The sequence below is a fragment of the Rhodococcus sp. 06-470-2 genome (assembly GCF_002258235.1).
GTDB lineage: Bacteria > Actinomycetota > Actinomycetes > Mycobacteriales > Mycobacteriaceae > Rhodococcoides.
Genome location: NZ_NOYB01000015.1, coordinates 87,417 through 99,643 on the forward strand (window position 1 = coordinate 87,417; position 12,227 = coordinate 99,643).

The 12,227-nt window shown below is 66.7% G+C and carries 14 protein-coding genes; 4 read left to right on the top strand and 10 right to left on the bottom strand.

The annotated features are described in order from the left end of the window. The 3 genes from CH276_RS08890 to rfbD are packed head-to-tail and all read right to left on the bottom strand — an operon-like array spanning window position 1 to window position 2,885. On the bottom strand, window positions 1–1,095 hold the full coding sequence (locus CH276_RS08890) for a sugar phosphate nucleotidyltransferase (RefSeq protein WP_032397655.1): 1,095 nt from the start codon (window positions 1,093–1,095) through the stop codon (window positions 1–3). Next, window positions 1,085–1,996 carry a glycosyltransferase family 2 protein gene (locus CH276_RS08895; protein WP_032397654.1) on the bottom strand — a complete coding sequence of 304 codons (912 nt, stop codon included), beginning with the start codon at window positions 1,994–1,996 and terminating at the stop codon, window positions 1,085–1,087. The genes CH276_RS08890 and CH276_RS08895 overlap by 11 nt, the downstream gene beginning before the upstream one ends. Before the next feature lie 34 nt (window positions 1,997–2,030). After that, the gene (gene rfbD, locus CH276_RS08900; RefSeq protein ID WP_094632521.1) at window positions 2,031–2,885 is read right to left on the bottom strand and encodes a dTDP-4-dehydrorhamnose reductase; all 855 of its coding nucleotides are present in this window, start codon (window positions 2,883–2,885) and stop codon (window positions 2,031–2,033) included. Between the two features lie 442 nt (window positions 2,886–3,327). Here rfbD and CH276_RS08905 point away from each other — a divergent pair, with 442 nt between their 5' ends. Beyond that, window positions 3,328–4,752 carry an LCP family protein gene (locus CH276_RS08905; protein WP_094632553.1) on the top strand — a complete coding sequence of 475 codons (1,425 nt, stop codon included), beginning with the start codon at window positions 3,328–3,330 and terminating at the stop codon, window positions 4,750–4,752. A 59-nt stretch (window positions 4,753–4,811) separates the two neighbouring features. After that, window positions 4,812–5,537, top strand: coding sequence for a TIGR03089 family protein (locus CH276_RS08910; RefSeq protein ID WP_094632523.1), 726 nt, complete (start codon window positions 4,812–4,814; stop codon window positions 5,535–5,537). On the opposite strand, the gene CH276_RS08915 is transcribed toward CH276_RS08910, so the two are convergent. Genes CH276_RS08915 through CH276_RS08925 form a run of 3 tightly spaced genes read right to left on the bottom strand, consistent with a single transcriptional unit; the run spans window position 5,525 to window position 7,663 of the window. After that, on the bottom strand, window positions 5,525–5,914 hold the full coding sequence (locus tag CH276_RS08915; RefSeq protein ID WP_441344249.1) for a hypothetical protein: 390 nt from the start codon (window positions 5,912–5,914) through the stop codon (window positions 5,525–5,527). The genes CH276_RS08910 and CH276_RS08915 overlap by 13 nt on opposite strands. Continuing rightward, window positions 5,911–6,417 carry a 5-(carboxyamino)imidazole ribonucleotide mutase gene (purE, locus tag CH276_RS08920; RefSeq protein WP_094632527.1) on the bottom strand — a complete coding sequence of 169 codons (507 nt, stop codon included), beginning with the start codon at window positions 6,415–6,417 and terminating at the stop codon, window positions 5,911–5,913. Before purE ends, CH276_RS08915 begins: the two co-directional genes overlap by 4 nt. Continuing rightward, entirely contained in the window at window positions 6,410–7,663 is a 1,254-nt protein-coding gene (locus CH276_RS08925; RefSeq protein WP_094632529.1) for a 5-(carboxyamino)imidazole ribonucleotide synthase, read from the bottom strand. The genes purE and CH276_RS08925 overlap by 8 nt, the downstream gene beginning before the upstream one ends. Before the next feature lie 147 nt (window positions 7,664–7,810). On the opposite strand from CH276_RS08925, the gene CH276_RS08930 reads away from it, so the two are divergent. After that, on the top strand, window positions 7,811–8,371 hold the full coding sequence (locus CH276_RS08930) for a GtrA family protein (RefSeq protein ID WP_045199996.1): 561 nt from the start codon (window positions 7,811–7,813) through the stop codon (window positions 8,369–8,371). Window positions 8,372–8,376: 5 nt separating this feature from the next. On the opposite strand, the gene CH276_RS08935 is transcribed toward CH276_RS08930, so the two are convergent. The 4 genes from CH276_RS08935 to CH276_RS08950 are packed head-to-tail and all read right to left on the bottom strand — an operon-like array spanning window position 8,377 to window position 11,906. Further along, on the bottom strand, window positions 8,377–9,696 hold the full coding sequence (locus CH276_RS08935; RefSeq protein ID WP_032397649.1) for a sensor histidine kinase: 1,320 nt from the start codon (window positions 9,694–9,696) through the stop codon (window positions 8,377–8,379). A gap of 6 nt (window positions 9,697–9,702) precedes the next feature. Then, on the bottom strand, window positions 9,703–10,383 hold the full coding sequence (locus CH276_RS08940) for a response regulator transcription factor (protein WP_037190266.1): 681 nt from the start codon (window positions 10,381–10,383) through the stop codon (window positions 9,703–9,705). Between the two features lie 39 nt (window positions 10,384–10,422). After that, the gene (locus CH276_RS08945; protein ID WP_094632555.1) at window positions 10,423–11,022 is read right to left on the bottom strand and encodes a PH domain-containing protein; all 600 of its coding nucleotides are present in this window, start codon (window positions 11,020–11,022) and stop codon (window positions 10,423–10,425) included. Between the two features lie 47 nt (window positions 11,023–11,069). Continuing rightward, the gene (locus CH276_RS08950) at window positions 11,070–11,906 is read right to left on the bottom strand and encodes a biotin--[acetyl-CoA-carboxylase] ligase (protein WP_045200001.1); all 837 of its coding nucleotides are present in this window, start codon (window positions 11,904–11,906) and stop codon (window positions 11,070–11,072) included. 96 nt (window positions 11,907–12,002) lie between these two features. On the opposite strand from CH276_RS08950, the gene CH276_RS08955 reads away from it, so the two are divergent. Beyond that, on the top strand, window positions 12,003–12,227 hold a 225-nt coding region (locus CH276_RS08955; RefSeq protein WP_303396054.1), incomplete at its 3' end, for a carboxyl transferase domain-containing protein.

Sequence of the window (12,227 nt, forward strand, 5' to 3'; positions counted from 1 at the left end):
TCAGACGTCGGTGGAGAAGCGGACTCCACCGTCGGGCAACTTGACCCCGGGCCACACGCGCGCGCCACGCAGCAACTCGCAGCGAGCACCGATGTCGGCACCGTCTCCGATGACCGCGTCGCGCACCAGTGCGCGGGGTCCGATACGGGCCCCGAAGCCGAGGATGGATCTCTCGACGACGGCCCCTGCTTCGACGATCGCACCGTCGAACACGACGGCCCCGTCGAGGCGGGCACCCGCCCCGATCTCGGCACCGCGTCCGACGACGGTTCCACCGATCAGCAGGGCACCCGGGGCCACGCCTGCACCCGGATGAACAAGTGATTCGCCGCGGTCACCATGCAGTGCAGGCGACGGCGCGATGCCGCGAACCAGATCGGCCGAGCCCTTGACGAAATCCTCCGGTGTTCCCATGTCGCGCCAGTAGGCACTGTCGACGTGCCCGTAGACCTTCTTGTCCTCGGCCAGCAAGGCGGGGAACACCTCTCGCTCCACCGACACCGGGCGATCGGACGGAATGGACTCGATGATCTCGCGCTTGAAGACGTAGCAGCCCGCGTTGATCTGATCGGTCGGCGGATCCTGAGTCTTTTCGAGAAACGCTGTCACCCGGCCTGATTCGTCCGTCGGTACGCAACCGAATGCGCGCGGGTCACCGACGCGAACCAGATGCAACGTGACGTCCGCATCGGTGGTTCGGTGCGTATCGAGCACCGCTGTCAGATCGGTGCCGCCCAGGACGTCGCCGTTGAAGACCATGACGTTCTCGGCGCGCAGACGTGGCAGTACGTTCCTGATACCTCCACCGGTGCCCATCGGCTCGGTCTCGAAGACGTACTCGAGTTCGATGCCGAGCGAGGATCCGTCCCCGAAATGCTGCTCGAACACTTCGGCTTTGAACGATGTACCGAGAACCACGTGCTCGATGCCTGCGGCCTTGATGCGCGCCAGCAGGTGCGTGAGGAACGGCAACCCAGCGGTGGGGAGCATCGGCTTGGGTGCCGAGAGCGTCAGCGGCCGGAGCCGAGTTCCCTTGCCGCCCACCAAGATGACTGCGTCGGTACGTGCGGCACCCGATGTGGAACTATCCGACATGTCCAGCCTCTGTTCTCTCGTCCGATACTCGTCCGTCAACTGCCCGCGCCCGAAGCGCTCCGGCCACAACGATCTTCGAGCGCAGACCGAGACCTGCGCGCAGGGCCCATCGTAAGGGAGCCTGCCACGTCCGGTCGTGCCGATCGGCCTGGAAGCGGTACGCGCTGGTGTGATGTGCCGGCAACATCACTTCCGGATGCCGTCCTGCCGCATGACCTTTCGAGTGGGTCACCTCGACATCGGGAACGTAGACGTTGTGCCAGCCCGCTCTTCCGAGCCGGTCGCCGAGATCCACGTCCTCCATGTACATGAAGTAGCGCGAGTCGAATCCACCGATCGAGTCGAATGCCGAACGCCGCAACAACAAGCACGATCCCGACAGCCACCCCACCGGCCGCTCGCTGACCGTCTCGTTCTCCTGGCGATACCGCCGAGTCCACGGGTTCGTCGGCCACAGCTTGCCCAACACCGCATGGCCTGCACCGGACGTGAGATCGGGCACCGACCGTGCCGACGGGTAACGCGAGCCGTCGGGCTCACGAATGAGCGGTCCGAGGGCACCCGCCCGTGGCCAACGCGCCGCAGCGTCGAGCAGGCCGTCGAGGGATCCGGGATGCCACCGCACGTCGGGGTTCGCCACGACGACGAACTCGACGTCGGGGTCGATCTCGGCCACCGCGCGGTTGACCGCTGCGCCGTAACCGATGTTCGCTCCGGTTCGCAGCAGTTCCGCCTCCTCGAACGCGGCCTCGGCTGCCTCGGGCGTGCCGTCGACCGAGCCGTTGTCCGCCATGATCACCCGAAGGGGACGCGTCGTCGCCTCACGCAGAGACGTCAGGAACTGGTCAAGGTATTCGCCGGGTGAATAGGTCACCGTCACCACGGCCAGCTCGGAACTCACGCGGGCAAGACTAGCCCGATCTCGCGTCCGACCCTCATGTCGACTGCGTCAAGGCGGCCGCCAACGCCTCCGACCACGGCCGCGCCGGGGTCAGACCGGCATCGACCCATGCAGTCGGTGACAGCACCGAGTACGCGGGCCGAGGTGCCGGAACGACGTACTCGGCGCTCGAGCACGGCTGCACTCGCTCGGGATCGGCACCGATGCCCGCGAACACCGCGCGTGCGAGGTCGAACCAGCTGGCCTGCCCCGCATTGGTGTAGTGCAGCGTTCGACCGCGCACAGCAGGATCGGCTTCGAGCTCGAGCAGGCCCGACGCCAGATCGAGAGCGAACGTGGGCGACCCGATCTGGTCGTCGACCACCGAGATCGTCTCGCGCTCACCTTCGAGTCGACGCATCGTGGTCACGAAATTCTTGCCGGTGTTGTCGTACACCCAGGCGGTCCGCACGATCACGGCCTCGGGCAGTTCCTCGTGCACCGCGAGCTCGCCTGCGAGCTTGGTGCGTCCGTACGCCGACTGCGGTGCGGTCTTCGCATCGACCTCGTACGGTTCTGTTGCTGTGCCGTCGAACACATAATCGGTGGAGACGTGGATCAACCGAGCCCCGACACGCCCGCAGGCGCGCGCGAGATTTCGAGGGCCGTCCGCGTTGACCGCCGATGCCCGTGCTTCGTCGGTCTCGGCGGCATCGACCGCGGTGTACGCGGCACAGTTGATCACCGTTGCCCCCGCTGTCACCGCCGCAGCCACGGCGTCGGGGTCGGTGATGTCCAGGTCGGCGGAGGAATATCCGAACACCTCGACACCGTCACCTCGTTCGGCGGCCAGAGACATCACTCGGCGGCCCAACTGGCCGTGTGCACCGGTCACCACGATCGCATTCACGGTTGCCAAGTGTGGCACGCCGCGTTCGCTTCGGCGAGGCAGCGACCGGTGCCAAGTAACCTTCGAACGGCGGGGGGAACAACGAAGTAGGCGGGTGTCTCAGACCGGCCGGAAACGAGAGAGGGTCGTCACGGTGCCACGAGATCCAGGCACGCCCGGAGGTGAGCGCACTCCCCCGCCGAGGCGGAGCGCTCCCCGGCGACCCGACGGCCCCCGAGCGCGCACCGCGGGCCGCCCCACCGATCGCGGGGACGCTGCTCACCGATACGGCGACGACGAACTCCGCGGAGAAGGCAGACGGAGAACTCGCAGCGAACGTGCGGACAGATTGCGCCGGCCGGAACGACGCAGCGCTCGCGGTGGCGTCGAGCAACCCGAATCCGACGGCAGGTCGCCTCGCGTCGGCGGTACCCGCTGGCCCGCGACGCACGTCGCGGTCGCGGTGCTCTCGATCCTGGTTCTGCTGGTGACCGGTTTCGCTTGGCGCAGTGTCGACAGCCTGCGCTCGAACATCGCCACCGCGGGCGGTCTCGGTCTCGGCGGAGCCGCCGACGGTGCCGTCGACATTCTCATGGTCGGCACGGACAGTCGTACCGACGCCCACGGCAACGCGCTGTCCCCCGCCGAACTCGCGTCTCTGAACGCAGGCGAAGAGGTGGCGTCCAACACCGACACGATCGTGCTGATCCGCGTCCCGAACGACGGTTCGTCGGCCACTGCGATCTCCATCCCGCGAGACTCGTACGTCGAGGTTCCCGGTATCGGGATGTCGAAGATCAATGCTGCGTACGGCGCGACGAAGGAGAACAAGCGGCTCGAATTGGTGGAGCAGGGTGTCACCGACGCCGATGCCGAATCACAGGCCACCGAGGCCGGGCGCGAGGCCCTCATCGACTCCGTCGCCAACCTCACCGGCATCACCGTCGATCACTATGCCGAGGTGGGTCTGCTCGGCTTCGTGCTGCTGACCGATGCCGTCGGCGGCGTCGAGGTGTGTCTGAACAACCCTGTGCAGGAACCACTGTCGGGTGCGAACTTCCCGGCGGGCGAGCAGAATCTTTCCGGTTCGCAGGCTCTCAGTTTCGTCCGACAGCGGCACGATCTCCCCCGCGGAGACCTGGACCGCATCGTGCGCCAGCAGGTGTTCATGGCCTCGCTGGTGCGAAGTGTGCTCAGCGCCAAGACACTGAGCAACCCCGCGAAACTGGGCCAACTCAGCACCGCGGTTCAGCGATCGGTGACGCTCGATTCCGACTGGGACATTCTGCAGTTCGCCACCCGCCTGCAGGATCTCGCAGGCGGCAAGGTCAAGTTCGAGACGATCCCGGCAGTCGACATCAATGCGACGACCGACTACGGCGAATCGATCGTGCAGGTCGATCCGGCCGCGGTGAAGAAGTACGTCGAAGGACTGCTCGGCGACGGCAATTCGGCGGAGGCCAACGCCGAGGATTCGGACGCACCGGTTGTCGATCCGTCGACGGTGACGGTCGACGTCGCGAACGACAGCGGGATCGACGGACTCGCCAACGGTGTCGCCGGCTCGCTGACTGCACTGGGATACGTCGACGGCACCATCGGAAACTACGAGGGCTCGTCGATTTCCGCGAGCCGTATCCAGGCTGCCGATGTGGACAGCGATGCCGCGCGTGCCGTGTCGGCTGCCCTGGGCGATCTGCAGATCACCGCCGACGACTCGCTGCCTGCGGACACCGTGCGCGTGGTCCTCGCGAACGACTACGCGGGGCCGGGCTCGGGGCAGGCCGCGACTGCGGAAACCATTGCTCCCGAATCGGATACGGCGGTTCCCGAGGCACCGGCGGCTCCGATCGACGCCGGTTCCACCGGTCCGATGTGCGTCAACTGATCGGTGCCGCTCGCCGAGCGTGTGAATCGGTGGCGTCGAGCGTCATCTAGGGTGCTGGGGTGGCTTCGAATCTGACTCAGACCCTGCTCGACCCGATTCTCGCCGCCGATCCGGCCGGTCCGCGCGTGACGTTCTACGACGATGCGACCGGTGAGCGGGTCGAGGTGTCGGCGGTGACCCTCGCGAACTGGGCTGCCAAGACCGCCAACTTGTTGCGCGACGAGTTCGCCTTCGAGACGGGTGGCAGGGTGAGTGTGCTGTTGCCCGCGCACTGGCAGACGGCTGCGGCGCTGCTGGGAGTCTGGTGGGCAGGCGGCGAGGTGGTCATCGGGGCCGACGACTCCGCGGACGTGGCGATGGTGTCGGGCGATCGGCTCGACGAGTCTCCCGAGGCGGACGAGGTGTTGGCGTTCTCGCTCGACGCGTTCGGCAAGGCGGTTCCCGATCTGCCGATCGGCATGACCGATTACGCGACGTCGGTGCGGGTTCACGGCGATCAGTTCAGGGTCGCGGGTTCCGCGAGCGCAGGCGCGGCACTGGACGGGCGTTCGGTGGACGAGGTGCTCGCTGCCGCTCGTGAGCGAGCCGACGCACGGTCGTGGACGGCCTCGGACCGGATCGCCTCCAGCGCGTCCTGGAACACGGCCGACGAGCTGATCGACGGTCTGCTCTCGGTTCTCGTCGTCGGCGCGTCACTGGTTCAGGTGGCCAATCCGGACGAGACGAAGTCCGAGCGGCGCGCCGAGACCGAAAAGGTCACCGCCACCGCCGCTCAGCCGGGCTGACGGTAGCCACCGTCGGCGAGTCCGGCCTCGATCTCGTACTTGTTCGCCGGGCCCCGATGCCGCGCTTCCTCGGCGAGGTAGCGGAACGGGAAGGTGAGCCCGAAGTTCGCCCATTGGTCTGCGTGTACGGCCTCGTGCCGCAGAACCCGACGGGCGGTGTTGCCCTTCGTCAGATAGGCACCGCCGAATGTCGTTCCGCCGCGGCCGAATCCGCCGCGCAGCCCGGTGCACACGAACAGGGAGAATTCGTCGTCGAAGCGCGCCGTACCGCGCCAGAGCCGGGCATAGAGCAACGCCAGCCGTGTCACGAGCATGGACTGCCGACTACCGCGACCTGCGCGCTCGATCTGCTCGCTGCGTGACACGGCTGCGCTCACCCGAGCAGAGTGGTGCGCAGCGCTTTGTCCTTCTCCAGCACCATGGCCTCGAGCGAGGCCTGGAACGCAGCCATCCGTTCTTGCAGAGCCGGATCGGATGCACCGAGAATCCGGACCGCGAGCAGCCCTGCGTTGCGTGCACCACCGATGGAGACGGTGGCCACGGGAACACCGGCGGGCATCTGGACGATCGAGAGCAGCGAGTCCATACCGTCGAGGTACTTCAGGGGCACCGGAACGCCGATGACCGGCAGCGGCGTCGCCGACGCGACCATGCCGGGCAGGTGGGCCGCTCCCCCGGCACCGGCGATGATCACCCGGATCCCGCGGCCTGCGGCCTCGCGCGCGTAGTCGAGCATGCGCTGCGGGGTGCGGTGCGCCGACACGACGCCCACCTCGAAGCGAATCCCGAACTCCGCCAGTGCTTCTGCTGCTGCTTCCATGGTGGGCCAGTCGGAATCGCTGCCCATGATCAGGCCTACGGCAGGAGTGTTGTCAGTCATCGTGCGGGTCCCATCCGTCGGTCCATTCGGCGTGCGACATCCAGTGCGCTGCGCGTTCGGCTCGCTCGCGCACCGCGGCCACGTAGGCGGGGTCGGCAAGCGAACCCGATTGCGCGCCCAGGATGTTCACGTGGCCGATCTTGCGATCCTTGCGCTCGCCCTTGCCGTACAGATGCACCTTCGCATCGGGCATGCGGGCGAACAGGTGATGCAGCCGCTCGTCCATCGTCATCTCGGGGGCCTCGGGCGCGCCCAGAATGTTGGCCATCACTGTCACCGGAGCGAGTGGATCGGTGTCGCCGAGCGGGTAGTCGAGTACCGCACGGAGGTGCTGCTCGAACTGCGAGGTGCGACACCCGTCCATGGTCCAGTGACCGGAGTTGTGGGGTCGCATGGCGAGTTCGTTGACCAGGAGCTTGCCCGAGGTGGTCTCGAACAGTTCGACAGCGAGGTCTCCGACGACGCCGAGCGCACCGGCGATGTCGAGCGCGAGCCTGCCTGCGAACGTGGCCACGTCCTCGTCGAGGTCGGGAGCAGGTGCCAGCACGACGGCGCACTGGCCGTTGCGTTGCACGGTCTCCACGACGGGCCACGCGGCACCCTGGCCGAACGGCGACCGGGCGACCATCGCCGACAGCTCGCGGCGCATGGCGACCTTCTCCTCGACCATGAGCGGTACACCCAGGTCGAGTTGGGCAGTGACGATCGCCTCGGCTTCCTCGGCGTCGGCGGGCATCCAGACGCCGCGCCCGTCGTAGCCGCCGCGAACGGCCTTGAGTACCACCGGCCACCCGTGCTCGTCTCCGAACGCAATCGCGTCCTGTGCCCACGAGACCTCGGCGTAGGCGGGACCGGGCGCGCCGAGTTCGGCGAGCTTGCGGCGCATACGAAGTTTGTCCTGGGCGAAGATCAACGCACTCGGTGGCGGTTGCACGTTGACGCCTTCCGCCACGAGAGTCTCGAGGTGCTCGGTCGGCACCTGCTCGTGGTCGAAGGTGAGAGCGTTGGAACCGGTCGCGGCCGTGCGGAGCGCATCGAGGTCGTCGTGGTGCCCGAAGACGACGTCGGGGCTGACCTGAGCTGCCGGCTCGTCGGCACCCGCGGCGAGGACGCGAAGAGTCTGTCCGAGTTCGATGGCGGACTGGTGAGTCATTCGGGCGAGTTGCCCGCCGCCGATCATCGTCACCACGGGCATTCCGGTCGACGACGGGCGCGCAGCGGTGGGGCGCGGTTCGGTACCTGTCACGGCTCACCATGGTGTCATGTCGCGCGCATTCGGTCCGAACCGGCGTCCGGCCCGCCGGGCCACTTGCTGGGCGAGGACCTGTGGAAACCCTGATGATCGGAGCCTCGGTTCGGCGAATCCAGGGTGGGTTTCGTAGACTTCACCGTTGTGCCGACGATCGCAAGCGTGCTTCAGCGCTTACCCAAGCCCATTCGGGACCTCGCGATTCGGCACAGTGAGCTGATCAAGTTCGCCATCGTCGGTGGCACGACGATGGTGTTCGACCTCGTCATCTTCTACTCGCTGAGCCTGACGGTGCTCGAGCAGAAGCCGGTGATCGCCAAGATCATCTCGGGTGTTCTCGCCACCCTGCTCAGCTACTTCCTCAACCGCGAGTGGGCATTCAAGCATCGCGGCGGACGCGAGCGGCACCACGAGGCACTGCTCTTCTTCGCGATCAGCGGCATCGGCGTGCTCATCGCAGCCGGTCCCCTGTGGATCGCGAACAACGTCTTCGACATTCGCGACACCAGTGAGTCGCTGACCACGGTGGTCATCATCGACTTCGTCCTCAACTACATCATCGGCAACCTGCTGCAGATGGCATTCCGGTTCTGGGCACTGCGCCGCTTCGCCTTCCCCGAGGACAACGCGCGCACCATCTTGGAAGTGGACGCCGAACGCAACGAGGACCCGACCGACGCAGCGGACGCACTCGACCTTCCCTGAGACGATCAGCGCGGCTCGCGCCGAGGCACGGCAGCCGACGGTTCACGCCACGCAGGCAGGAAGACCGAGAAGAGCGCCGGACGGCGGCGCTGCAGTTCCAGCCTGCCGCCGTCCGCCTCGATCAGCGCCCGGGCCAGCGCGAGCCCGACACCGGTGGAACCGGCTCCCGAGAATCCACGGTCGAAGATGTGCGGAGCGAGTTCGTTGCTCACCCCCGGTCCCTCGTCCGAGACCTCGACACAGACCAGTCGTTCACGGCGTCCCTCGGTGCTCTCGACCGCCGAGACGGCCCGAACCGCCACTGTGCACGCGCCTTCTCCGTGCACCAAGGAATTGTCCACCAGAACCGAGACCGCTTCGCGCAACCGCGAGCCGGTCACCGAGGCCTTCAGGTCCGCATCACCCTTGAGCACCAGGGTCCGCCCCACGTCCTCGAAGTTTCGCTGCCACTCGACGACGGTGCCGATCAGTTCCTCGACGACCGAGACCTCGTGCGCGTCGGCAGCGCCGTCACTTCGAGAGGATCGAACGAGCTCGTCGATGGCGAGGGTCAGTCGGTCCACCTGATCCATCGCCTCGTTGGCCTCGTCGACCACTGCCGGATCCGGGTGCGTGGAGATCTCGTCCAGGCGTAGACGGACGGCGGTCAGGCGGCTGCGAAGCTGATGCGAGACGTCGGCGACCAACGTGTGTTCACGTTGCAGCCGCCCGGCGATCTCGACGGTCGCCGAATCGAGAACCTCCGAGACCCGATCGAGTTCTGCGATGCCGTGCCGTCGTGGGTCCGGCCGAAAGTCGCCCTCGGCCAGGCGGGCGGCGCGCCGCGCCACATCCTGCAACGGGTCGGCCAGCCGCTTGGCCGTCGCTACGGCCACGACGGTGCCTGCCATCGCCGATGCGAGAACGACGAGAGTCACCGCTCCGAGCGCCTGGCGCTGAAGGGAACGCATGTCGTCGGACGGAACTTCGAGGCGAAGCGAACCCGAGGTACCCATCGACAGCGATTCGACGAGCGGTCGAGGCACGGACGACTGCCCGATGTCCGCTCGCGATGCGGCATCCTCGGGGGTCGGGTAGATGACCACGAGCCGGCCACCCTGTGGGATCGCCAACCGGAGCGAGCCGATATCGAGCTGGCCCTCGATCAGCCCCGCCGACCCTTCCTGCGAGATGATCTCGGCCGCCATTCGATCCAGGCGTGCCTGCAGGTCGTTGCGGGTGAAATCCTCCACCCACAACCACGCGGTGTACATCAGGGGCAGACCGAGCAGCAAGGCCGTCATGACGACGACAGCGAGAATCGAGACCAGAATCCGGCGCCGCATCGACCGCTAGTCGCTGTTGATACGGAAGCCGACGCCGCGCACCGTCGCGATACGACGCTCGGCCACGGGTCCTTCGTCGCCGATCTTGCGACGCAGCCAGGACATGTGCATGTCGAGGGTCTTCGATCCGCGCAGCTCCGCGTCGCCCCAGACCTCACGCAGGATCACCTCGCGAGAGACGACTTGGCCCGCATGGTCGAGCAAGACCTTGAGCAGCTCGTACTCCTTGTTGGCCAGAGATATCTCGGTGCCGCCGACCAGGACGCGTCGAGCAGCGGGTTCGAGACGAATGGCACCGACCTCGATCGGGGAATCCTCCCCGGCACCTCGGCGGCGGAGCAACGCACGTACGCGGGCCATGAGCTCGGCGAGCCGGAAGGGCTTGCCGACGTAGTCGTCGGCCCCGGCGTCGAGACCGACCACGAAGTCGACCTCGTCGGTTCGCGCGGTGAGCATGAGTACGGCGACCTCGGATCGGTTGGCACGCACCTGCCGACACACTTCGAGGCCGTCCATCCCCGGCAGGCCGAGGTCGAGTATCAACAGGTCGAACTTTCCATCCAGCGCGCGCTGGAGGGTTGCGGGGCCGGTCTGTTCGACGGTCACCGTGTAGCCCTCGCGTCCGAGAGCTCGGGACAGGGGCGCAGCGATGGCTTCGTCGTCTTCGGCAAGCAGCACGTCGGTCACATCGGTCACCATACGGTTCGAAGGTGAGAACAGCCTGTGTTACCTGCGTTTCCCGGCTCGCCAACCTGGTTTGGACTCGACAGCCGAATCCTCGGGAATCGGCTCGAACGCTCCCTGCAGGCCGTGCACGGATTCCCGGCGGTACTCCATCGAGTCGAATACCTGCTGGTAGAGCAGGGAATGCACGCGTTGTACGTGCGGAATGTCGTCGAATTCGAGCGGATCGTCCGATGCCGAGGCGATGATGAGCGTCCCGGTTCGCAACATCCGGTCGAGGAGTCCGTGGCGAAACTGCACGTTGCTGATTCGGCTCATCGGAATGTCGATGCCGGAGTGAGTGAGCACGCCCTGTCTGATCAACACTCGCCGGTCGGTGACGATGAAATGCGTGCACTTCCAGCTGATCAGTGGCACCAGGCACCGCCACACGACGATCGCCACCCACAGCACCGCGGTGGCGATCATTGTGACGTTCGCGGCGGTCGATTCGAGCCGCGCACTCGCGACTCCGAGACCGACCCCTGCCAGGCCGGTGACGAGCACGAATGTCACCGACGGCAGGACGAGCATCTTCCAGTGGGGGTGATGATGGAGCAGGAGCTCTTCCTCGTCGGCCAACGCGTCCTGTGGGTAACCCACGTGCACTCCTGACTACTCGCTTCGACTTCCGTCGAGTCGATATGGTCTCACGAGAGGGGTCGGAGATGAGTGACATCACCGGCGGCCACGGCCAGCACCGACGGCGCGTCGGACCCTTGCTGCTCGACCTCGATCACGATCCGGCCGTGCTCGTCGACGTCGATTGCCGTTCCCACCTTCTCGTCGCCGCCGGGCAGATCGACTCGTACACGCTGCCCGATGGTGCCGCACCTCTCCCGGTACCGGTGGACGAGGGCGTCGGTGTTCCAGTTCGAGTCCCGCCACGAGTCCACCTCGGCGGCCATTCCCCGCAGGATCGCCCGAACCAACGTGTCGCGGTCGAGAACCGCAGCCCCTTCCAGCGCCAGTGACGTCGCCGTGGGCACCGGCAGCTCGTCGCTCGTCATCGACACGTTCACTCCGAGCCCGATGACGACGGTGGGCGAGGGCCCGTGCGCGGCGACCTCGGCCAGGATGCCCGAGACCTTCTTGCCACCGATGAGGACGTCGTTGGGCCATTTCAATCGAGCATCGACTTCACCGACGGTGCGCAACGCGTCGACCAGTGCGATTCCGGTCATGAGCGATACCCACCCGAGCACGGCCGGATCGATTCCGGGGAACTTCAGCAGCATCGACACCAGAATCTGCGACCGCGGCACACCGGAGAACGGTCGCGCGTGCCTGCCGCGTCCGCTGTCCTGATGTTCGGCGATCAGTGCCGTCCGGTCCGCGTAATTCGCTGCGCCCGCGATCAGGTCCGCGTTGGTCGAACCGGTTTCCGCTACCACGTCCACCCGAGACCAGGAGGCCTGCGGGCCGTCCACCAGTGCCCGGCGAAGCGCGCGAACGTCCAGTGGTGGGCGATCGAGGTTTGTCCACATACGCACCAGCATATGGGCTCGGCGACAGGCCCAGGGCCTGCCGCGAACCACCCTCGGTCGGGGCGCAGATCACACTCGCAGTTAAAGTAGTGCCCCATGACCAGCGTCCAGGATTCCACTGCACACGGGTCGGCCGAAGCCCCCGATATCCATACCACTGCGGGTAAATTGGCCGATCTTCGTAAACGTCTCGCGGTTGCGGAGATTCCGTCCGGTGAGGCAGCGGTGGACAAGGTCCACGCCAAAGGCAAGCTGACCGCCCGTGAGCGGATCACCGCCCTGCTCGACGAGGGCTCGTTCGTCGAACTCGACGCCCTCGCC

Coding starts and splice junctions, on each gene's coding strand:
- CH276_RS08950 (WP_045200001.1), bottom strand. CDS start 11,906: ATGTGGACAAACCTCGATCGCCCACCACTGGACGTTCGCGCGCTTCGC.
- purE (WP_094632527.1), bottom strand. CDS start 6,417: ATGACTGACAACACTCCTGCCGTAGGCCTGATCATGGGCAGCGATTCC.
- CH276_RS08935 (WP_032397649.1), bottom strand. CDS start 9,696: ATGCGGCGCCGGATTCTGGTCTCGATTCTCGCTGTCGTCGTCATGACG.
- CH276_RS08890 (WP_032397655.1), bottom strand. CDS start 1,095: ATGTCGGATAGTTCCACATCGGGTGCCGCACGTACCGACGCAGTCATC.